Origin of the sequence: Sphingomonas sanxanigenens DSM 19645 = NX02, assembly GCF_000512205.2 — a bacterium.
Taxonomy (GTDB): domain Bacteria; phylum Pseudomonadota; class Alphaproteobacteria; order Sphingomonadales; family Sphingomonadaceae; genus Sphingomonas_D; species Sphingomonas_D sanxanigenens.
In genome coordinates this window covers 1897167-1918249 of record NZ_CP006644.1, presented here as the reverse complement: position 1 = coordinate 1918249, position 21083 = coordinate 1897167, and the positions used below count along the sequence as shown (strand labels likewise).

The window sequence follows — 21083 nt, the reverse complement described above, 5'->3', positions numbered from 1 at the left end:
GTGAGACGGACCCTGCAATGATCTTGGGCCGACTCGATGCTGTTTTGGAAGGACAACGGCAGAGTGCGAGGATAGGCTAAGATTTCATGCCAATATGCCTTCCGCTCCGGCAAACAACATTCTCCGATCGGTCAAACTACTAAAACGATAAGCCCTGAATATGAACAGGGCGCAAATGGAGAGGCCTATAAAATCAAGACGGGGTCTTCATGGCAAGCGAAGTGCACGGCAACACATTGCGATCAGTCCGTTCAGCTTGCTTGATCGCCGTCGCGACCGTCCTTGTCGCCATACCCGTCAACCTTCTGCTGCGGGCATGGGGCTTCGATCACGACCTCTATCTCCTGCTCATCCTTTCAACCATCGTGGCAGCTGCCCTCGGCGGGACTGGCGCGGCAACGGCTGCGGCTATTTTCGCAGTCCTCGTGGGGGTCTTTTTTGCGTTATCGCGCCGTGCTGCTGCTTCTGAACCTGTCGATCTGGCGCTTTTGCTGCTCGTTGCCTTAGGCATCGCTCTGCTCGACGCTCGCAACGCCTACAGGGCACGGCGTCGTGCCGCCCTGGACAAGTTTCGTCAAAGCCAACTCTCAGAGATCGCCGATGAACTCAACCTTCTGATCGACGGCGCCCAAGGTTACGCGATCTATATGCTCGATCCCGAGGGTCGCGTTACGATCTGGAACGAGGGCGCCGAACGGCTGAAGGGCTGGAGCGAGCAAGAGGCGATCGGCCAGCACTGCTCGATCTTCTATCCGGCGGATGCGGTCCAGGCCGGCAAACCCGAAGCCGACCTCGAACGCGCCCGCGAGCAGGGCAAGGTCGAGGAAGAGGACTGGCGGCTCCGGAAGGACGGATCGGAGTTCCTGGCGCATATCTCGATCACCGCGCTCCGCGACGGCAGTGGAGCATTGCGCGGCTTCGGCAAGGTGGTCCGCGATGCGACGGACGAGCGCGCCGCCGAAAGCGCGCACAAGGCGAGCGCCAGCCATCTCCGCTCGATCCTCTCGACCGTCCCCGATGCGATGATCGTGATCGACGAGCATGGCATCATCCTGTCGTTCAGCGCCGCGGCCGAACGGCTGTTCGGCTTCTCGGAGGCCGAAATTCGCGGATCGAACGTAAGTATGCTCATGCCCTCGCCCGATCGCGACCGGCATGACGGCTATCTCAAACATTATCTTGAAACCGGCGAGCGAAGGATCATCGGGATCGGGCGCGTCGTCATTGGCGCACGGCGCGACGGCTCGACCTTCCCGATGGAGTTGTCGGTGGGCGAAGCCATCGGCGAGACCCAGCGTGTCTTCAACGGCTTCATCCGGGATCTGACCGAACGGCAGGAGACGCAGGAGCGCCTCGACGAGCTGCAATCCAAGCTGATCCATGTCGCCCGGGTCAGCGCGATGGGCACGATGGCCTCGACACTGGCCCATGAGCTCAACCAGCCGATCACCGCCGTCGCCAATTATGTCGAAGCGGTGCGGGATCTGCTCGCCGAAGCCAATCCCGAAGATCTGCCGATGATCCGCGAAGCGCTGGACGATTCGGTGCGAGAGGCCCTGCGCGCAGGCCAGATCGTCCGGCGGCTGCGCGATTTCGTGGCGCGCGGGGAAGTCGAGAAAACCGTCGAGGATCTCCCCACGCTCATCGGCGAGGCGGCGGCGCTCGGGCTGATAGGCGCTCGGGAGAAGGGTGTCGATACCCAGTTCGATCTCGCTCCCGACGCTTCGAAAGTGCTCCTCGACAAGGTGCAGATCCAGCAGGTGCTGATCAATCTCCTTCGCAATGCTGTGGAGGCGATGGCAGGATCATCCGAACGGCACCTGTGGATCACCTCCCGCCACGAGAAAGCAGGCGTCATCCGGGTCACCGTGGCCGATTCCGGGCCTGGCGTGTCGCCGGAAGTCGCGGAGCAGCTTTTCACTGCCTTCGTCAGCACGAAGAGCGAGGGCATGGGTCTGGGGCTTTCGATCTGCCGTACCATCGTGGAGGCGAATGGCGGCCGGATATGGCTGGAGCCGCGCCCTGGCGGCGGGTCGCAATTCCACTTTACGCTCATTGAAGCCGAGCCGGAGAATGCAGAATGACGGAAAGACGCATGATTCATATCGTTGACGACGAGGAAGCGATCCGGCGATCTGCCGGATTCATGCTCAAAACCTCCGGATTCACGGTGGCAAGCTACGCATCAGGCGTTTCGTTTCTCCGCGAAGTGCGCCACGCCGAGCCTGGCTGCATCCTGCTCGATGTCCGCATGCCCGACATGGATGGTCTTGAGGTGCAGCAGGCACTCCTCGAACGGGGCATCGCGATGCCCGTCATCATCCTCACCGGCCATGGCGACATCTCGATCGCGGTGCGTGCCATGAAGGCGGGCGCGGTCGAGTTCATCGAAAAGCCCTTCGAGAAGGCCGTCTTGCTCGACGCGATCGCCGCCGCCTTCGAGCGGCTGGACAACAGTGGCAAACGCGCGACAAGAGCGGCCGACGCGAGCGTGTTGATCGCGGCGCTGACCGGACGCGAGCAGGATGTGCTCAAGGGTCTGGCCGAAGGCCTACCCAACAAGACGATCGCCTATGATCTGGGCATATCGCCCCGGACCGTCGAGGTGCATCGTGCGAACCTGATGACGAAATTAGGTGTGCGTAGCCTGTCCGATGCTCTGCGTATCGCGTTCGCCGCCAATCTCGGAAACGACGAGTCGTAGGACCTCTACGTAACGACTCCCCCGCGATCTTGCTGCAATTGCTTGCGTCCGGTCGACGTTCAAAGCCGGTCAGCGCGAGGCGAACATGAATGGCAATATTGCAGCTCTTCCGGCGGAGCGACCGAAGATTCTTTTGGTGGAGGACGAACCGAGCGTACGCCGCTCGTTCCAGCTTCTCCTCCACGCCCAAGGCTATGATATCCGCTCCTATGCATCGAGCGCGGCACTCGTCGCCGATCCGCTCGTGAATGAGGCCGTCTGCCTGGTCACCGACTATCGCATGCCCGAGATGGATGGTTTTGCGGTCCTGCGCTCGCTTCGAGCGCGCGGATGGCAACGACCGGCTATCCTCGTCACCGCCTATGGCTCACCCGATCTTGTCGAGCGGGCGATGAAGGAAGGCTTCAGCGTCGTCCTCGAGAAGCCGCTGCGCGAGCATGCGCTCGCTGAGGCTGTCGCGCGTTTGACAGCTCCGCTCCCCCCCGCCCCATCTTCGTGAATTGATAAACAGCGGTTCGGGCGTCGTCGACGCTTCAGCGCCTCGGCGGCGATGGATCGCTAACAAGAATGTCCCGGAACAGCCGGCGGACTTGCACAATGTACCGCCTCCGCGATACCATTTGCTGCAAATGCGAAGGCGCGATTCTTTTCCTGGCCGGATCACGCATTCGCTCAAAATACATGAAATTACGGGCGAAGTAATGCCGGCGGAATGCTGCGGGGGCAGCCGGCATGGGGCATTTACGTAATGCGCTTGCACGCGTGGAGCTGCAGTAGAAACGGGATTTTTCAGGAGCTTCAAGATGGCAGCAACGCATTCACGCCAGGACGCGTCCGATCCGCTCGACGGCATAGCCGAAACCCTCGACCGGGCCGCTATCGCCGGGATCGCGCAATTGACCAGCGGGCTTTCGCCGGCGACCATCGTGCAGGCCTTCTCCGACTGGGGCATGCATCTTGCCAGCTCGCCGGGCAAGCAACTTCAGCTGGCGGCCAAGACGGCACGCAAATTCGTGCGGCTCGGCGACTATGCCGTGCGCAGCATCGGCGACCATGACGCTGCTCCCGCGATCGAGCCGCTGCCGCAGGATCGACGCTTTACCGATCCGGCATGGAAGGAGGCACCCTACAACGTCATCGCCCAGGCTTTCCTCCTCAACCAGCAATGGTGGCATGCCGCCACGACCGGCGTGATGGGTGTCACGAGGCATCATGAGGACATGGTCGCCTTCGGAATGCGGCAAATCCTCGACACGATGGCGCCGACCAACTTCATCGCCACCAACCCGGTCCTCCAGAAGCGGATATTCGAGACCGGCGGGCAGTGCCTCATCGAAGGTGCCAGGCAATTGCTGGAGGACATGCAGCGCACCATGCGCGGCGAACCACCGATAGGCACCGAAGCGTTCGAGGTCGGGAAGGGCATCGCCGTCACGCCCGGCAAAGTCGTCTATCGAAACGCGCTGATCGAGCTGATCGAATATGCGCCCACCACCGACAAGGTGCGGCCGGAGCCCATCCTGATCGTGCCGGCCTGGATCATGAAATATTATATTCTCGACCTTTCGCCGGAGAACTCGCTGGTCCGCTGGCTCACCGCGCAGGGATATACGGTCTTCATCATCTCCTGGCACAATCCGGTCAGCGCCGACCGCGACCTCGACATGGAGGCCTACCGGCGGCTGGGTCCGATGGCCGCGCTCGACGCCGTGACCGCGATCACGGGATCGTCGGCCGTTCACGCCGTCGGCTATTGTATCGGCGGCACGCTGCTGTCGATCGCGGCGGCGGCGATGGCGCGCGAGGGCGACGACCGGTTCGCCACGGTGACGTTGTTCGCCGCGCAGACCGAGTTCAGCGAGCCAGGCGAGCTTGGCCTGTTCATCGACGAGGCGCAGCTCAGCGTGCTCGACAACATGATGTGGAGTAAGGGCTATCTCGACGGCACACAGATGGGCGGCGCCTTCCAGATCCTGCGCTCGAACGATCTGGTCTGGTCGCGGATCCTCAATACTTACCTGATGGGCGAGCGCGAGCCGATGTCGGACCTGATGGCCTGGAACGCCGATGCCACGCGGATGCCCTACGTCATGCACAGCCAATATCTGCGCCGCCTGTTCCTCGACGATGATCTCGCCGAGGGCCGCTACAAAGTCGATGGCCGGACGATCAGCCTGTCGGCGCTGCGCCAGCCGATGTTCGTCGTCGGCACCGAGCGCGACCATGTCGCGCCCTGGCGCTCGGTCCACAAGATCCACATGCTGAGCAGCGCGGAGATCACCTTCGCACTGACCAGCGGCGGGCACAATGCCGGGATCGTCTCCGAGCCCGGACACAAGGGGCGGCGCTATCATATCCTCACCCGCGAAACGGATGGCGCCGCGCTCGATCCGGACGAGTGGATGGCACTTGCGCCGGTGCGGGAGGGATCCTGGTGGGTCGGCTGGGAGGAGTGGCTGCGCGCGCATTCGGGCGAGCCGATCGCGCCGCCCCCGCTAGGCGCGCCCGACAAGGGCTATCCGATTCTGGAGGACGCCCCGGGGCGCTATGTGCTGGAGCATTGAGCGGTGGTTTTGACCGACATGATCGAGAACCGCACCTTCGACGAAATCGCCATCGGCGATACGGCGAGCATTACCCGCACGCTGCGCGAGCAGGATATCCAGCTCTTCGCGCTCGTCTCGGGCGACGCATATCCTGCGCATCTCGACGCCGATCATGCGGGGACCGACCTGTCGCACCGTATGATCGCCCACGGCATGTGGGGCGGAGGCTTGATCTCAGCTGTTCTCGACACCGAGCTGCCCGGACCGGGCGCAAGCTACCTGAGCCAGTCATTGCGCTTCGTCCGGCCGGTGGGTCTGGGCGACGCCATCACAACTTCGGTGAAGGTAACCGAGAAACGATCCGAGCATCATGTGCTTTTGCTCGATTGTCGCTGCGTCAACCAGAACGGCGACGAGATCATCACGGGCCAGGCCGAGGTCAGGGCGCCAACCGAGAAGATCCGCCTTCCGCGAATGGCGCTCCCCGACGTTCGCATCTCCGGTCATGACAGCTATCGCAAACTGATCGAACGGACCAAAGCGGACGTGGCGCCGCAGACCGCCGTCGCCCATCCCTGCAGCGCCGCGGCGATGACCGCGGTGGTCGACGCTGCCGAGGCCGGTCTGATCACACCGATTCTGGTCGGGCCGGAAGCCCGGATCCGCGCGGCGGCGCATGAGGCGGAGAAAGACATCTCCGCATATCGTGTCGTGCCCGCCGCGCACAGCCACGCCGCTGCGGCAGCGGCGGTCGCGCTTGTCCATTCGGGCGAAGCGAAGCTGCTCATGAAGGGATCGCTCCACACCGATGAACTGATGAGCGCGGTGGTCTCCTCCTCGACAGGCCTGCGGACGGAGCGGCGCATCAGCCACGCCTATCTGATGGACGTGCCCGGCCATCCCACGCCGCTCATCATCACCGACGCTGCGATCAACATCGAACCGAGTCTCGAGGAAAAAGCCGACATCATCCGCAACGCCATCGATCTCGCGCATGTGATCGGGATCGAAAGTCCCAGGGTCGCGATCCTCTCGGCGGTAGAGACGGTCAATCCGTCGATGCGATCGACGCTCGACGCCGCCGCGCTCTGCAAGATGGCCGATCGCGGCCAGATCTCAGGCGGTGTGCTCGATGGCCCGCTGGCGTTCGACAATGCGATCAGCGAGGCGGCGGCGAAGGAAAAGGGCATTGTCTCGCCCGTCGCAGGCAAGGCGGAAATCCTGGTCGTGCCCACCCTCGAGGCCGGAAACATGCTCGCCAAGCAACTCACCTTCCTGGGTGGGGCGGACGCCGCCGGGGTGGTGCTGGGCGCCCGCGTGCCGATCATCCTCACCAGCCGCGCGGATTCCCTGCGCACCCGTCTCGCCTCCTGCGCAGTCGCGGTGCTGCTCGCGCGCGCCGCCACCATGGCGGCGCCGGGCCTGCCCGAAGGCAAGCCGCTGGCATGAGCCGCGCCATTGTCAGCCTCAACGCCGGATCGTCGAGCATCAAGTTCGCGCTGTTCACGCTGGACGCCGACGGCCCGCGTCATGCCGCGGCCGGCAAGCTGGAAGGGATCGGCATAGCGCCGCGGCTCGTGGCGCGCGACGCCGAGGGCACCGTCCTGGTCGACCGCAACTGGACAAATGGCGCGGGGCTGACCCACGAGGTCCTGCTGCATGACCTGTTCACCTGGGCAGGAGATCACCTGCCCGAGCATGAGATCATCGCCATCGGCCATCGCGTCGTCCATGGCGGAATGTGGTTTGCGCGGCCGCTTCTGGTCGACGACGCCCTGCTCGCGGCACTGGACGCGCTGTGCCCCTTGGCGCCGCTCCACCAGCCCCACAATCTCGCCGCGATCCGGGCCATCCGCGCGCTGGCGCCCGCCCTTCCCCAGGTCGCCTGCTTCGATACCGCCTTCCATCACGACCGCGCGGACACCGCCACGCGTTTCGCCCTGCCTCGCGCGCTGCACGACAAGGGTATCCGGCGTTACGGTTTCCACGGCCTTTCCTATGAATATATCGCGCGGACACTGCAGGAAATCGACCCGGAGCTGGCGGGCGGGCGAGTGATCGTCGCCCACCTGGGAAACGGCGCGAGCCTGTGCGCGATGCATGACGGAAAGAGCGTCGATACGACGATGGGCTTCACCGCGCTCGACGGGCTGATGATGGGAACGCGCTGCGGCGCGATCGATCCCGGCGTTGTGCTTCACCTGCAGACCCAGGAAGGGATGAGCGCAGTGGACGTCGAGGCACTGCTCTACAACCGGTCGGGATTGCTCGGCGTTTCCGGAGTTTCCAGCGACATGCGGGCGCTTCACAAGAGCGATGACCCTTGCGCCGCCGAAGCGATCGACCTCTTCACCTGGCGCGCGGCGCGGGAAGCTGCGGCGCTGGTTGGCGCGCTGGGCGGCCTCGACGGACTGGTTTTCACCGCGGGCATTGGCGAAAACGATCCCACCGTCCGCGCGGTAATCTGCGAGCGACTGGGCTGGCTGGGCATCGCCATCGACCCGTCGGCGAACGCATGCGACGCGCCAATCATCAGCACTGCGGACAGCCGGATCACCGTTCGCGTCATTCCGACCGACGAGGAACGCATGATCGCCATCCATACCATCGGCGCCTTGCCTACGGCGGGAGGTGGTCAGTGAGACCTGTTGCCGCCTGGGCCGCCGGAGCTCGGTTCGCTGCCAGCACGGAAAGCGATATCGCTGGTCGGTCGACCCATGGAGTCCCGTGCGCCCGGTACGGCCATAATCTCTTTGGTAATCGTCGACCACCGCCCCGCATTCAACCGGGAGCCGTTCTCCTGCGATGACGAGCGCGGATTGGCATCTCTATGATCGCAACGGCGAGATGACGCTTCACATGACCGGCGACTGGACGGCGCTGGCCCTGGGGAACGCCCTCGACCGATTGTCCGCACACCTCGGAGAGAGAGGCATGGTTCAGCGGGTTGATCTGTCTGACCTGGGGCGGGTCGATACGGCTGGCGCGCTTGCGTTGCTGCAGTTCGTGCCCAAAGAGGTCGACATAGACTGTGGCCCGCGAGAGGATCTGCGCCGGCTGATCGAACTCGTCCGGCCGGCGCTATACACTGAAACGCCGCCCCGGCGGGGTTCCGGGGGGATAGTGGGCTTTTTCGACCGTTTCGGACGCCAGGTGGTCCAGCTCGGCGGCGAAGCTTACGCCATGCTCGAATTCACCGGTCGGCTGATCGCGGCGCTCGGCCGGACGTTTTTTCATCCGCGCCGCCTGCGCGTGACGCCGTTGGTCGCAATGATGCAGGACGCCGGCGTCAACGCCTTGCCGATCGTTTTCGTGATGACCTTCTTCATCGGTGCGGTCATCGCATTGGTCGGCACCAACCTGCTGACGACACTCGGCGTGGAAGTGTTCACGGTCCAGCTGGTCGGGGTGGCGATCCTGCGCGAGTTCGGCGTGGTCATCGCCGCGATCCTGCTGTCGGGCCGCTCCGCATCGTCCTTCGCAGCGCAGATCGGCTCGATGCGCATGAACCAGGAAACCGACGCGATGCAGGTGATGGGCGTCGACCGTTTCGACGCGCTGGTCATCCCCCGCGTCCTGGCCGCGCTGCTGATGATGCCGCTGATGACTTTCTGCGCGGATATCGGCGGCATTGCCGGCGGCTTGCTGGTCAGCTGGGCGACAATCGATATCAGCCCGGTCTTCTTCATCCAGCGCACGCTCGAAACGGTGAATATCAAGCATTTCTGGATCGGCATGAGCAAGGCGCCGTTCCTGGCGATCGTCATCGCCGCCGCTGGCTGCCGGCATGGCCTGATGGTTGGTGGCGACGTCCAAAGCCTCGGCCGCAACGTCACCTCCGCGGTCGTCCAGTCGGTCTTCATGGTCATCATGTTCGACGCGATCTTCGCGGTGCTCTTCATGGTGCTGGACCTGTGAGTGCGCCATCAACCACCGACAGCGACGATGCGCCGATCCGCGTCAGCGGCCTGCGAACGGCGTTCGGCGAAAAGGTCATCCACGAGGATCTTGATCTCGAGGTCCGGCGCGGCGAGATACTCGGCGTCGTGGGCGGCTCCGGTTCGGGCAAATCGGTGCTGCTCAACACCATCCTCGGCCTCAAGCGACCCGATGGCGGGACCGTCGAAATCTTCGGTCGGCACATCGATGATCCGGGCGCGCAGGCCGATATCGAACGGCGCATCGGCGTGATGTTCCAGCAGGGCGCCCTGTTCTCCTTCCTCACCGTGGAGGAGAATGTCGAGACACCGCTCCTCGAGCATGCGCATCTCTCAAGGGACTTTGTACGCGATCTCGCCCGGCTGAAGATCAAGTTGGCGGGTCTGCCCGACGATGCCGGCATCCTGAAGCCCGCCGAGCTGTCCGGCGGCATGCGCAAGCGCGCGGGTGTCGCCCGCGCCATCGCACTCGATCCCGAGATCCTGTTCCTCGACGAGCCGACAGCCGGACTCGATCCGATCGCGGCGAGCGAGTTTGACGATCTCGTCAGGACGCTGCGTGATGCGCTCGGCTTCACCGTCTTCATGATCACCCACGATCTCGATACGCTCTATGCCATCTGCGACCGGGTTGCCGTCGTCGCCGACAGGAAGATTGTCGCCATCGCGCCGGTCGCCGAGCTCGAGCGATCGGACCATCCCTGGATCAGGCGCTATTTTCTGGGGCCGCGCGGCCGTGCCGCCAAGAAGCAGAAGGAAGGCTGATGGAACGCCACGCCAATTATGCGCTGGTGGGCGCTATCTCGATCGTGCTGCTCATCGCCGCGATCGTTTTCGTGGTCTGGTTGGGCGGCTCGCAGTTCAGACGGGAGCACGATCCCTTCCAGGTCGTGTTTCATGGCCCGGTGCGGGGTCTGAGCGTCGGAGCCGAGGTCCAGTTCAATGGCATCAAGGTCGGCGAGATCCAGCGGATCAGGCTCGACGCGCGCGATCCCAACCGCGTGGTCACCGACATCGAGGTCAACCGCGGGACACCAGTGCGCGTGGATTCGATGGCGTCCACTGAAACGCAGGGAATTTCCGGCGTCAGTATCGTGCAGATCAGCGCCGGGACGGCCAGCAAACCGCTGTTGCGCCGCGTCGATCACAGCAGGCGCCCCGTGATTCCCAGCAAGCCCAACGCATTGTCTTCGCTGTTGCAAGGAGGAGGCCAGATGGTGGCAAGCGCCACCGAAGCACTCACTCGCGTGAACAGGCTTCTGTCCGATCGCAACATCGCCAATGTCGGGGCCGCCATCCATGACGTCCGGACGACGACCGCGGAACTTGCGGCGAACCGGACGATGATCGCCAACGCGGCCTCGGCCATGGCCAAACTCGACCGCGCCGCCACCGATATTCAGGAAGCGGCGGCGTCAGTCCGTCAGATCGCCGATGGCGATGGAAAACGCGCGCTTGCGGATGTGTCAGGGGCAGCGGGCGAACTCAAGGCGGCGGTTCACGAGGCGCGCGGCGTCATCGCGAAGCTCGATACGCAAAGCGGCGACCTGGGCACGACTACTCTTCCCAACATCAACGCCACCATGCTCACGCTGCAGGAAACGGCGGAATCGCTGGACGGCCTGATCCGCCAGATCCGCCAAAGTCCTCGTCAGGCGCTTAGCAAGGATAGCGGCAAGGAACTGGAGCTACCGCGATGATTTTTTCTCCAGGCAATCGGACGTTGGTGCTCTTGCTGGGGGCATCGCTGCTGGGCAGCTGCGGCAGCCTGCTGGGTGGCGGCAGACGGGACGATCTCTTTCGCTTCGGCGTAGTCGAGCGTGCTGATGCCCCTTCCGCGCGATACCCGGTTCCGCGCCGGACGCTGACGTTGCTGCGATCGCGGTTCGCGCCCGAGATCGAGGGCGATCGCATCCTGACGACGCGCGGCGAGCGCGCCCTCTACATCAAGGATGCCCGCTGGGTGGCTTCCGTGCCCGACCTGTTCGCCCAGACCCTCGAGCGGCAGTTCGAGACGCGCGCGCCAGGCATCCGGCTGGCAGCGCCGAGGAACGCGGCGGGAGCATCACAGGCCTTGCAGGTCACCGTCGACCGCTTCGAAGCGCGTTACCATGGCGAAGGAGATCAAAAGGCTCCGCCTACGGTCCTCGTCGCCGGTGGCATGACTTTGTTCGACCTCGATGACCGGCAGCCTGTCGCGTCCTGTCGGTTGTCGGTCGAGGAACCCGCTATGACGAACAGCACGACCGGAATAGTAGCCGCGTTCAATCGGGCGGCTGTCCGCTATGCGGCATCCATCGCCGACCGGAGCGCGCAGACGTCATGCACCGACAGCATGGATGCAAAAACTCGGAAAGGTCAGAACGATGAGCGATAACCCAACCTCGCTGGTCACGCGCAGCGGACTCAAGTTGCTGGTGAGACCCGCAGACACACACGACGAGGCGACTTTGAAGCATTTGTTCCACCATGTGAGCCATGAAGATCTGCGCTTCCGGTTCCTGTCTGGATTGAACGAAATCGGGCCGGAGCAACTCCGGGCCCTGACGCCGATCGATGACGGCAACGCAGTAAGCTATCTTGCGTTCGATGCCGAGAGCAGCGCCGCAATTGCAAGCGCGATGCTCGTATCCGATGCAGCGGGCGAGCGGGGCGAGATAGCAATCTCGGTTGACGCGGACTATCGGCACAGAGGCGTCGGATGGACACTGCTCTCTTTCATGGCCGATGAGGCCGAAGCGCGAGGGCTATCGACAATCGAGTCAATCGAGAGCCGCGCCAATACCGCTGCAATCGGACTCGAGCGCGACATGGGATTCTCGGTGGAAGAATATCCCGGGGACTCGACCCTGGTCCTGGTCAGGAAGAAGCTGCGCCCCGTTTGACCGCCGGCGCGCGGCGTTCAACAAGCCAGTGCCGCGGCAATCGCATCCTTCAATGGCGTCGTTGCGCCCTGTCCGGCCGCGGCATCCGACTGGGCAAGCATTGCCGCCACCGCCTCGGACAGGCCCGTGCCAACCAGCGCCGCTTTGTCGTCGGCCTCGCTCAGGTTGCGAAATATGACCGTCTTACCCGCCTGGCGGGAGAGTTCGTCCGCGAATTCGGCGGCCCCGAGGAGCCAGGTGACGAGCGGCAACGGCCTTGGATGAGACCGTCCCTATTCCGGCTTCACAGACGGCGCCAACGCCCGCAATCGACCGATCAATGCGTCCAGCCGCTGTTCGGCTTCTACATGATCGGCCTCGGGATAGGCTGTCGCGACACGGGCGCCCCAATAGCCGAGATCGACCGTCGTGAGGCTGAATTCAAAGCGGACGCCTTCGCGGACGCCACGGAAGCGCCCGCGCCACACGGAATCCTCTGGTACGTCTGGAAGAACGACCTGCCCCTCGGTCAGCGGCGTACTTTCATCGAAATAGCCGCGCACTTGCCCTTTCATGATCGTATAATGCTCCTTCGCCGACATTTGCTCGATGTGAACAAGCGAGATGCGCGCGACGATCGCCGCGCCATGCACTGGCGAGTGATATTCGACGGAAACATACTGGCCGCTGGGATCATATCCTTGCTCCGCCACGCGCGTGAATCCGGCGAGTATATGTGGAAAGCGTGTACCGCTTCCCTCATGCACCAGCGTTCCGTCGGGATCGAGGCGGAAGCCCGCCGGGACGGTCGCTCTGGCGGCGGCGGGTGCCGCCTGGGCGGCGGTGCACGCCGAAAGCCCAAGCAAGGCACTCAGGACAAGCGGTGCGATACATTGAAGACGCGGCTTCCTTTTCATTCAGGAAGCTTCGCCATGATGATGGCGGCGATCGCCATCATCAGACCTGCCGTCAATCCATACAGGAAAATGACATCGATCGACTGACGAATTCTGTCCAGGGCGTGCATGGCAATTCCTCCTATGTGATGAGAAATGTTTCGCGCAGCCGCGTCGACGGGCATATTGGTAGTGTTACTGAGCCGGCCATCCTATGCCCGCTTATGCCATCGTTCCGATCGTCTTGCGGAACCGCGAAAGCGCGATCAGGAAGAACACCGCGCCGATCGCAATGATCGCCAGGAATTGCGGCCAGACCACGTCGAGCCCGGCGCCGCGATAGAGGATCGATTGCGCCATCTTGACGAAGTGGGTGGTGGGCGCGGCGAGCATCACGGTCTGCACGATCTCGGGCATGCTCTCGCGCGGTGTCGTGCCGCCCGAGAGCATCTGGAGCGGCAGTAGCACGAGCATCAGCAGCAGCCCGAACTGCGGCATGGACCGCGCGATCGTACCCATGAAGATGCCCATCGACGTGGTCGCGAACAGGTGAAGCCCAGCCCCGAGGAGAAAGAGCGGGATCGATCCCTCGATGGGAACCTTCAATATCCCTTCGATCACGAAAAGAAGCGCGAAGGCGCAGGCGACAAGCACGACGAGCCCCATCGCCCAGACCTTGCTCGCCATGATTTCGAACGGCGTGACCGGCATCACCAGCAGATGCTCGATCGTGCCATGCTCGCGCTCCCGGATCAGCGCGGCGCCGGTCAGTACGATCGAGAGCATGGTGACGTTGTTGATGATCTCCATTACCGACCCGAACCAACTCTGCGCCAGCGTCGGGTTGAAACGGGCGCGCAGGGCCAGGTCGACGGGCGGTGGTGCTGTCGCCCGCGTACCCCGCATGAACTCCGAGACCTCGCCCTGGACGATCTGCTGGATGTAGCCGCCGCCGGTGAAGGCCTGGCTCATCCGCGTGGCATCGATGTTGAGCTGAACGGTCGGCTGGCGGCCGGCGAGCACGTCGCGCTGGAAATCGGGCGGCAGGTCGAGCGCGAAGGTGTAGCGTCCGGCATCCATGGCCGGATCGACCTCGCCCAGAGGAATCAATGCAGGCTTGGTGAAGTGCGGGGGATAAAAGGCCCCGGTGATCCGGTTCGACAGCGGCGACTGGTCCTCGTCGACGATCGCGATCGGCGCCTTGTGCAAGGTCTCTGGCATGGCGGAAGCCGCCACGTAGATGCCGAGCGAAAAGGCATAGGCGATCAGCACCAGCATCATCGGATCGCGCCACAGGCTGCGCAGTTCCTTGATCCCGAGGCGGAGGATATTGGCCGTGTGCCGCATTCTAGGCCTCCTGCTTCTTGAGGAGCGCGACGGACAGCGCGAGCAGCACCGGCACAGCTACGGCCAATGCCAGCAGCGGCTGGCCGAGATCGCCAAAGCCCAGCCCCTTCGAGAAGACGCCCCGGCAGATGGTGACGAAATAGGTGGTCGGAAAGATCGTGCCGACAAATGCACCGACGCCCTCAAGCGAGGATACCGGGTTGATCAACCCGGAAAATTGAACCGCCGGGAGGATGGTGCCGATCGCGGTCGCGAACAACGCGGCGATCTGGCTGCGCATGAAGATCGAGAAGAGCAGCCCGATCGCGGTCGCGGACATAGTGTAGAACAAGGCCGCCACCGTCATCGCCAGCAGGTTGCCGGTGATCGGCACGCGAAAGACGAGCAACGCCAGGAGCACCAGCAGGACATAGTTGAGCATGGCAAGCGCGACATAGGGCAACTGCTTGCCCAGCAGGAACTCGATCCGCGTGATCGGCGTGACATAGAAGTTGATGATCGAGCCGAGCTCCTTCTCGCGCACGACGCTGAGTGCCGTCAGCATCGCCGGAAACAGCAGCAGCAGGATCGGGATGACCGCCGGAGCGATCGCGACCAGGCTCTTGACGTCGGGATTGTAGCGATAGCGCATCTCGATGTTGATGAGACCGCCCGAGGGCTTCGCCCCCAATTCCTGCGTCGCCATTTCTCCCAGCCATTGGGCGTGCATCGCCTGGATATAGCCCTGCACGGTCTCGGCACGCTGCGGCATGGCGCCGTCGATCCACACGCCGATCTGCACCGGCGTGCCGCGTCTCAGATCGCGCGCGAAGTTGGGTGGGAGCTCGATCGCGACGCTGAGCTCCCCGTCGCGCATGCGCCGGTCGAGCTGCGCATAGTCGGTGATCGGCGGACGTTCGACGAAATAGCGCGACCCGGCGAGGTTGAGCGCATAGTTCTGGCTGGTGGTCGTGCCGTCGCGGTCGAGGACCGCAAAGGGCAGATCCTCCACGTCCATGCTGATCCCATAGCCCATGATGAACATGAGCAATACGCTTCCCAACAGGGCGAGCGTGGCGCGGATCGGATCGCGGCGCAACTCCAGCGCCTCGCGCCGGGAATAGCTCATCATGCGCCGGCGGCTGAAGGTGCGGGTAAAGGACGAACCGGACTGAGCCATGCTCCCGGCGGCCGGCACTGGCGCCGCCGTTCGCGTCCCTACCCTTTCGTCCCTGCCGGCCGCGTCTTCCAGATGGCTGATGAACGCGTCCTCGAGATTCTTGCTGCCGCGCTTTGCGACGATCGCCGCCGGCGTGTCGCTGACGAGCACCTTGCCGGCGTGCATCAGCGAAATCCGGTCGCAACGCTCGGCCTCGTTCATGAAATGCGTGGATATGAAGATCGTCACCTTGTCGCCCCGCGACAGGTCGATCATCATCTGCCAGAACTGGTCGCGCGCGATCGGATCCACGCCTGAGGTCGGTTCGTCGAGGATCAACATCTCGGGCTTATGGATCATCGCCACCGCCAGACTGAGGCGCTGCCGCTGTCCGAGCGGGAGGGCGTCGGGCAGCGCGTTCATGATATCGGCCAGGCCGAACCGCTCGGCCATCTCTTCGATCCGCGCGGGGATCTGGGCGGTGGGCACGTGGAAGAGCTGCGCATGCAGCTCGAGATTCTGCCTGACGGTGAGTTCGGAATAGAGCGAGAAGGCCTGCGACATGTAACCGACCCGCTGGCGCGTCGCCATGTCGTCATTCTCGACCTTGCTCCCGAACAGCCAGGCCTCGCCCTCGCTCGCCTTGAGCAGGCCGGTCAGCATCTTCATCGTCGTCGACTTGCCGCAGCCGTTCGACCCCAGGAAACCGAAGATCTCGCCGCGTTCGATCCGGAAATCGACATGATCGACAGCGGTAAAATCGCCAAAGCGCATGGTGAGTCCACTGGCCTCGATGGCGATCTCGGCCTCGCCCCCGTCGCTGCGCGGCGGGATCGTCACCGGCTTGTGACCGCGCCGCCGTTCCTCGGGCAGCAGAGCGATGAACGCCTGTTCCAGCTGGTCCGTGCCGGTGCGTCGATAGAAGTCCGTGGGCGTGCCGATGGCGAGGATTTGCCCGGCATCCATCGCCACCAGCCAGTCGAACCGCGCGGCCTCCTCCATATAGGCGGTGGCGACCAGCACGCTCATATGCGGCCGGTCGCCCCGGATGCGGTCGATCAGGTCCCAGAACTGCGCGCGTGACAGCGGATCGACGCCCGTGGTCGGCTCATCGAGCAGCAGGAAATCGGGGTCGTGGATGAGGGCACAGCATAGCCCCAGCTTTTGTTTCATTCCGCCCGAAAGCTTGCCGGCAGGACGTTTGCGAAACGGCGCAAGGCCGGTGCTCTCCGTAAGCTCTGTGATCCGCCGCTCGCGTTCCTGTGCATCCTGCCCGAACAGGCGCGCGAAAAATTCCAGATTCTCGTCAACGGACAAAGTCGGATAGAGGTTCTTGCCCAGACCCTGCGGCATATAGGCGATGCGAGGGCAAACCGCTTCGCGATGCGTCCTATCCGCCATGTCGCCGCCGAGCACCTCGATGTTGCCCTGCTGGATCGCGCGCGCGCCGGCGATCAGCGAGAACAGGGTGGACTTGCCCACCCCATCGGGGCCGATCAGCGCCACCATCCTGCCGGCGGGAATCTCGAGCTCGATGCCATCGAGCGCCCGCGTCTTGCCATAATCCAGGCTTACGCCCGAAAGACGGGCTGCCATCGCCGGCACGGCGCTTTCCGGCATGCCGGGCGTGATCATCGCGGCACGTTTACGGTCAGCTTCGCCGGCCACTGGGTGCTGCGGTCGATGCGGACATAGGCCATGCCGGGAAGCCCGGTCTTGACCTGGGAGATGTGGCGATCGAGCAAGGCGGGATCGATCCGCGCCTTCACCCGAAACATCAGCTTCTGCCGCTCGCTTGTCGTCTCCACCGTCTTGGGCGTGAACTGGGCGACATCGGCGACGAACGAGACTTTGGCGGGGATCACGAAGTCGGGCGCGGCATCCAGCACGATCCGCACGTCGCTCCCCAGCGCCACGCGTCCCGCTACCGTCTCAGGCAGGAAGAAGGTCATGTAGACGTCGCCGAGATTGACGAGGTTGAGCACCCTCCCGCCGCCGGCGACGACCTCGCCCGGCTGGGCCACGCGATACTGGACCCTTCCCCCAGCCGGCGCGCGCAGGGCGCTGTCGCGAATATCGGCCTCGATCCGCTCGATCGTCGCGCGCGCCGCGTCGACGTTCGAGCGCGCGCCGATCACCTGGCTGCGCGCGGTGCCGATGGCCGCATCGACCGACGCCATTTGCGCGCGCGCCGCCTCGACCGCCGCGGTCGCTCCTTCGACTTGCGCCTGATCGTCGTCGCGCTCCTGCGCGGCGGTCGCGCCCTCGCGCGCCAGCGTCTCCGAGCGAGCGAACCGCTTGCGCGCGGCATTGAGTTCGGCCTCGCGCTGCCGCACGGCGGCGAGCGCGGCGGCGCGCTCGCTCTGGCGCTGCGACACCTGGCTTTGGGCGACCAGAATCGCGTTGATGGCCTGGGCAAGCTGGGCCTGCGCCTCCGAGCGCTGGGCGTTGAGGACATCGGTGTCCATGTGGGCGACGATCTGTCCCGCCTTCACGAAGTCGCCCTCGTCGGCGACGATGTCGCGGATGCGCCCGGGAGTCTTGGCCGAGACATCGATCTCGATCGCCTCGATCCGGCCGTTGCCGCCGACGATACCGTCGGGCAGGTCGCTCGGCTTGAGCGCCAGCCACAGGATGAAGGCCGCCACGCCAACCGCCGCGGCGATGGCGCCCCTGATAATCCACGTCTTCCAAGGCGTCGTCATTGTGCTGGATTCCCGGTTTCGGCTGCGTTGATGTCGAAGGCTGGATTTTGCAGGAAGCCCCCACCCAGCGCCGCATAGAGTGCAACGGCGCTCGCAAGCTCGGCGCGCCGGAGCTGGACGAGCGTCTGCTCGGTGTCGAACAGGTCCCGCTGCGCGTCGAGGACTTCAAGATAGGCCGAGCGCCCGTTATCGAAGCGCAATTGGGCGAGCCGCGCGCGTTCCTGAAGCGCAGCGAGCATGACGCGCGTCGTTTCGATCTGGAGGCCGAGTTGCCGGCGCCGGACCAGCGCGTCCGAGACATCGCGAAACGCCGCCTGCACCGTCTTTTCGTAGTCGGCAACGGCGATCACCTGCCGGGCCTTCGTCACATCGAGGTTGGCCGCCAGCCGGCCTGCGTTGAACAACGGCAGGCTGATCGTCGGAGAGAAGTTCCAGGAAAGGCTGCCATTCTTGAACAGGCCGTCCAGTTCGCTGCTTGCGGTCCCGAAGGTCCCGGTCAGATTGATGTTCGGAAAGAAGGCGGCGCGGGCGGCGCCGATATTCGCATTGGCGGCGCGCAGCGAATATTCCGCCGCCACGATATCGGGCCGGTTGGCGAGAAGCTCCGACGGCAAGCCCGGAGGAAGTACGACCTCCGGCGCAACTTCGGCGAGGCCGAGCGGCCCCGGCCGCATATCGACCGGACGCCCGACCAGCAGTGCGAGGGCATTGCGATTGACGTCACGGTCCTGATCGAGCGCCTGCAGCGCCGTCTGCGCTTGTGCCAGCAGGGTTTGCGCCTGGGTCATCTCCAGTTTCGAGCCCGAGCCCACTTCGTAGCGCCGCCGCATGATCCGCAGCGATTCCTCGCGCGTGGCGATCGTGCGGACCGCCAATACGGCGCGCTCCTCATATTCGCGCTCGAGCAGATAACCGTTGGCGATCTGGGCGATGAGATCGGTCGCGATCGCGCGCCGCGCTTCCTCCGTCGCCAGATATTGCGCCCGCGCCGCCTCGTTGAGATTGCGCAGCCGGCCCCAGAAGTCGATCTCCCAACCGGCGCTGAGTTGGCCGTAGATCTGGTTGCCTGTAACTGCCTGGCCCGTCATCGACAGATCCGCGGGGGTGCGTGCCCGGGTTCCAGTGGCAACGGCGTCGAGCTGGGGGTAGAGCGCCGATCCCTGGATCCGCCACGCCGCCCGCGCTTCCGCGATGCGCCCCGAGGCAATCCGGATATCGCGGTTGTTCTCGAGCGCTGCGGCGATCAGCGCGCGAAGCTGCTCCTCGCGGAAGAAATCATGCCAGCCGATGCGGGCGATGGACGGCGACCCGGGTGCCGATGCCGCATAGGTTTGTGGAACCGGCTGCGGAGGGCGGACATGCGCCGGCGCGAACGAGCAGCCGGCCAGTAGCATAGACGCAGTGAGACAGGCCGCGCTTATGGCTGGCGACCGGTATCGGGTCCTTGTGATCTCTGGAATGGCCATATCGCCGCGCAATGTTCCTGGTGGAGTTCAGATAGACGGCTCCCGCCCAGAAGGCCGGGCGGGAGCCGTGTTCGCCGTGAGTTGCGGCCCTCAGGCTGTCGCGGACGCTTTTGCAGGCGCGGGCGCCGGCGGCGGCACGTTTGCTTTCTCGGGCTTGGCCACCGGTGCCGAAGGCTGGAACCACGTCCGGAAGCTATCGGTCAGTTCCTGCGGACCGGTCGCCTGCGAGAGCAGGTCTTTCCAGCTCCCCTGCCATGCCTCGACGGCCGCCTTGATCTTGCTCATCGAGGCCTCCCGGCTCTTTTCCATCTCGCCAAGCAGGCTCGTGAAGCCGTCGCTCCGGAAGGCAGGAACGGTTCCTGGCTTCAACTCTTTCAACTGATCGACGAACAGTGTCGTCGCCTTGCTGCCGATCTGCGCATAGTCCTCGCCCCCGGTCCGGGCGATCTCGGCGAATTTGAGGACGAGCTCGCCATTGGCCCTGGCAAGCGCGGTGATCTGATCGAGGGGATAGGTCATGGGTCAGGTCCTTTTAAAATCCAGGTGGGGCAAAAGCAGTTTCGGTCGCGATGCTGCGCTGCGATATGAGGGATTATCCGTATGCGTGACGGCAGATGCGGCTCAGCCGTTGGCGATATATTGCCCGCCGTTGATGGTGAGCACCGAGCCCGTGCAGAAGGCCGCCTTTGGCGAGGCGAGATAGGAGACCGCTTGCGCGATCTCGTCGGGATCGCCGAGACGGCCGACCGGAATGCCGGCGATGATCCCGGCGCGCACCTCCTCCCGAACCGCCGCAACCATGTCCGTGTCGACATAGCCGGGACAGACGGCGTTGACGGTGATGCCGCGGGCGGCATTTTCCTGGGCCAGAGCCTTGGTGAAGCCGATCACGCCCGCTTTCGCCGCGGAATAATTGACCTGCCCCACCTGGCCCTTCTGGCCGTTGATCGACGAGATGTTGATGATCCGGCCGAAACGGCGCTCGCGCATCCCCTCGATGATCGCGCGGGTCATGGTGAACATCGAATCGAGATTGGTCGCCAGCACGGCGCGCCAACTGTCCCAGTTCATCTTGTGGAAGACCCCGTCGCGGGTGATGCCCGCATTGTTGACGAGGATGGACACCGGCCCAAGCCGCTCCTCGACCTGGGCCACGCCGTTCCGGCAGGCATCCTCGTCCGCAACGTCCCACTTGAACACCGCTATGCCAGTGTCCTGCCCGAACCGGGCAGCCGCAGCATCGTCTCCATAGTAGACGGCCGCTACCTCATAGCCTTCCGATTTCAGGGATCTGGCAATGGCCGCGCCGATCCCGCGCGTGCCACCGGTTACGAGTGCGATATGCGTCATGATCGTTAGGTTCCGTTTCGGCTGAAGGTACGCCGCGCCGTTTCCTTCAAAGCTCCTCCCCCGGACAATGCGTAGCTATACTTAGCAGTACTATTGCCGCCCCCCGGGCGATCCCTGGATCAAGCCAAG

The 21083-nt window shown here is 64.2% G+C and carries 19 protein-coding genes; 11 read left to right on the top strand and 8 right to left on the bottom strand.

The annotated features are described in order from the left end of the window. Positions 1–209: 209 nt before the first annotated feature. From NX02_RS08790 to NX02_RS08740, 11 genes are all read left to right on the top strand, one after another. The gene (locus NX02_RS08790) at positions 210–2084 is read left to right on the top strand and encodes a PAS domain-containing sensor histidine kinase (RefSeq protein ID WP_025291829.1); all 1875 of its coding nucleotides are present in this window, start codon (positions 210–212) and stop codon (positions 2082–2084) included. Beyond that, positions 2081–2704: a response regulator transcription factor gene (locus tag NX02_RS08785; RefSeq protein ID WP_025291828.1), complete on the top strand. Its 624-nt coding sequence runs from the start codon at positions 2081–2083 to the stop codon at positions 2702–2704. The genes NX02_RS08790 and NX02_RS08785 overlap by 4 nt, the downstream gene beginning before the upstream one ends. An 85-nt stretch (positions 2705–2789) precedes the next feature. Beyond that, positions 2790–3203, top strand: coding sequence for a response regulator transcription factor (locus NX02_RS08780; RefSeq protein ID WP_025291827.1), 414 nt, complete (start codon positions 2790–2792; stop codon positions 3201–3203). Between the two features lie 304 nt (positions 3204–3507). Further along, complete coding sequence (locus tag NX02_RS08775) at positions 3508–5268, top strand: PHA/PHB synthase family protein (protein WP_025291826.1); 1761 nt, start codon at positions 3508–3510, stop codon at positions 5266–5268. An 18-nt stretch (positions 5269–5286) separates the two neighbouring features. Then, positions 5287–6699, top strand: coding sequence for a bifunctional enoyl-CoA hydratase/phosphate acetyltransferase (locus tag NX02_RS08770; RefSeq protein ID WP_157102615.1), 1413 nt, complete (start codon positions 5287–5289; stop codon positions 6697–6699). Next, positions 6696–7892 carry an acetate/propionate family kinase gene (locus NX02_RS08765; RefSeq protein ID WP_025291824.1) on the top strand — a complete coding sequence of 399 codons (1197 nt, stop codon included), beginning with the start codon at positions 6696–6698 and terminating at the stop codon, positions 7890–7892. Before NX02_RS08770 ends, NX02_RS08765 begins: the two co-directional genes overlap by 4 nt. Positions 7893–8109: 217 nt before the next feature. Continuing rightward, positions 8110–9168, top strand: a complete 1059-nt coding sequence (locus tag NX02_RS08760; RefSeq protein ID WP_084718228.1) for an ABC transporter permease — start codon at positions 8110–8112, stop codon at positions 9166–9168. Beyond that, complete coding sequence (locus NX02_RS08755) at positions 9165–9953, top strand: ABC transporter ATP-binding protein (RefSeq protein ID WP_025291822.1); 789 nt, start codon at positions 9165–9167, stop codon at positions 9951–9953. The genes NX02_RS08760 and NX02_RS08755 overlap by 4 nt, the downstream gene beginning before the upstream one ends. Beyond that, entirely contained in the window at positions 9953–10888 is a 936-nt protein-coding gene (locus tag NX02_RS08750) for an MlaD family protein (protein ID WP_025291821.1), read from the top strand. Before NX02_RS08755 ends, NX02_RS08750 begins: the two co-directional genes overlap by 1 nt. Next, complete coding sequence (locus NX02_RS30645) at positions 10885–11565, top strand: ABC-type transport auxiliary lipoprotein family protein (RefSeq protein WP_066862159.1); 681 nt, start codon at positions 10885–10887, stop codon at positions 11563–11565. The genes NX02_RS08750 and NX02_RS30645 overlap by 4 nt, the downstream gene beginning before the upstream one ends. Then, on the top strand, positions 11555–12073 hold the full coding sequence (locus NX02_RS08740; protein WP_025291819.1) for a GNAT family N-acetyltransferase: 519 nt from the start codon (positions 11555–11557) through the stop codon (positions 12071–12073). The genes NX02_RS30645 and NX02_RS08740 overlap by 11 nt, the downstream gene beginning before the upstream one ends. A 17-nt stretch (positions 12074–12090) precedes the next feature. Here the strand turns inward: NX02_RS08740 and NX02_RS08735 are convergent, their stop codons facing one another. The 8 genes from NX02_RS08735 to phbB form a co-directional block, all read right to left on the bottom strand. Next, a complete protein-coding gene (locus NX02_RS08735; protein WP_025291818.1) occupies positions 12091–12324 on the bottom strand; it encodes a hypothetical protein in 234 nt (77 codons plus the stop codon). 21 nt (positions 12325–12345) lie between these two features. After that, the gene (locus tag NX02_RS30640; RefSeq protein WP_025291817.1) at positions 12346–12969 is read right to left on the bottom strand and encodes a hypothetical protein; all 624 of its coding nucleotides are present in this window, start codon (positions 12967–12969) and stop codon (positions 12346–12348) included. 201 nt (positions 12970–13170) lie between these two features. Beyond that, entirely contained in the window at positions 13171–14295 is a 1125-nt protein-coding gene (locus NX02_RS08725) for an ABC transporter permease (RefSeq protein ID WP_025291816.1), read from the bottom strand. A 1-nt stretch (position 14296) separates the two neighbouring features. Then, complete coding sequence (gene rbbA, locus NX02_RS08720; RefSeq protein WP_025291815.1) at positions 14297–17068, bottom strand: ribosome-associated ATPase/putative transporter RbbA; 2772 nt, start codon at positions 17066–17068, stop codon at positions 14297–14299. Then, the gene (locus NX02_RS08715) at positions 17065–18138 is read right to left on the bottom strand and encodes an HlyD family secretion protein (protein WP_025291814.1); all 1074 of its coding nucleotides are present in this window, start codon (positions 18136–18138) and stop codon (positions 17065–17067) included. The genes rbbA and NX02_RS08715 overlap by 4 nt, the downstream gene beginning before the upstream one ends. Further along, positions 18135–19532, bottom strand: coding sequence for an efflux transporter outer membrane subunit (locus tag NX02_RS08710; protein ID WP_025291813.1), 1398 nt, complete (start codon positions 19530–19532; stop codon positions 18135–18137). The genes NX02_RS08715 and NX02_RS08710 overlap by 4 nt, the downstream gene beginning before the upstream one ends. A 162-nt stretch (positions 19533–19694) precedes the next feature. Further along, positions 19695–20123 (bottom strand): hypothetical protein, encoded by a 429-nt coding sequence (locus NX02_RS08705; protein WP_025291812.1) that lies wholly within the window; start codon positions 20121–20123, stop codon positions 19695–19697. Positions 20124–20225: 102 nt separating this feature from the next. Continuing rightward, a complete protein-coding gene (gene phbB, locus NX02_RS08700) occupies positions 20226–20954 on the bottom strand; it encodes an acetoacetyl-CoA reductase (protein ID WP_025291811.1) in 729 nt (242 codons plus the stop codon). Positions 20955–21083: the final 129 nt, after the last annotated feature.

Excerpts from the sequence above, each read along its gene's own strand:
- NX02_RS08790 (WP_025291829.1), top strand. The coding sequence starts at position 210 with ATGGCAAGCGAAGTGCACGGCAACACATTGCGATCAGTCCGTTCAGCT.
- NX02_RS08785 (WP_025291828.1), top strand. The coding sequence starts at position 2,081 with ATGACGGAAAGACGCATGATTCATATCGTTGACGACGAGGAAGCGATC.
- NX02_RS08780 (WP_025291827.1), top strand. The coding sequence starts at position 2,790 with ATGAATGGCAATATTGCAGCTCTTCCGGCGGAGCGACCGAAGATTCTT.
- NX02_RS08775 (WP_025291826.1), top strand. The coding sequence starts at position 3,508 with ATGGCAGCAACGCATTCACGCCAGGACGCGTCCGATCCGCTCGACGGC.
- NX02_RS08770 (WP_157102615.1), top strand. The coding sequence starts at position 5,287 with ATGATCGAGAACCGCACCTTCGACGAAATCGCCATCGGCGATACGGCG.
- NX02_RS08765 (WP_025291824.1), top strand. The coding sequence starts at position 6,696 with ATGAGCCGCGCCATTGTCAGCCTCAACGCCGGATCGTCGAGCATCAAG.
- NX02_RS08760 (WP_084718228.1), top strand. The coding sequence starts at position 8,110 with ATGACCGGCGACTGGACGGCGCTGGCCCTGGGGAACGCCCTCGACCGA.
- NX02_RS08750 (WP_025291821.1), top strand. The coding sequence starts at position 9,953 with ATGGAACGCCACGCCAATTATGCGCTGGTGGGCGCTATCTCGATCGTG.
- NX02_RS30645 (WP_066862159.1), top strand. The coding sequence starts at position 10,885 with ATGATTTTTTCTCCAGGCAATCGGACGTTGGTGCTCTTGCTGGGGGCA.
- NX02_RS08740 (WP_025291819.1), top strand. The coding sequence starts at position 11,555 with ATGAGCGATAACCCAACCTCGCTGGTCACGCGCAGCGGACTCAAGTTG.
- NX02_RS30640 (WP_025291817.1), bottom strand. The coding sequence starts at position 12,969 with ATGAAAAGGAAGCCGCGTCTTCAATGTATCGCACCGCTTGTCCTGAGT.
- NX02_RS08725 (WP_025291816.1), bottom strand. The coding sequence starts at position 14,295 with ATGCGGCACACGGCCAATATCCTCCGCCTCGGGATCAAGGAACTGCGC.
- rbbA (WP_025291815.1), bottom strand. The coding sequence starts at position 17,068 with ATGATCACGCCCGGCATGCCGGAAAGCGCCGTGCCGGCGATGGCAGCC.
- NX02_RS08715 (WP_025291814.1), bottom strand. The coding sequence starts at position 18,138 with ATGACGACGCCTTGGAAGACGTGGATTATCAGGGGCGCCATCGCCGCG.
- NX02_RS08710 (WP_025291813.1), bottom strand. The coding sequence starts at position 19,532 with ATGCTACTGGCCGGCTGCTCGTTCGCGCCGGCGCATGTCCGCCCTCCG.
- NX02_RS08705 (WP_025291812.1), bottom strand. The coding sequence starts at position 20,123 with ATGACCTATCCCCTCGATCAGATCACCGCGCTTGCCAGGGCCAATGGC.
- phbB (WP_025291811.1), bottom strand. The coding sequence starts at position 20,954 with ATGACGCATATCGCACTCGTAACCGGTGGCACGCGCGGGATCGGCGCG.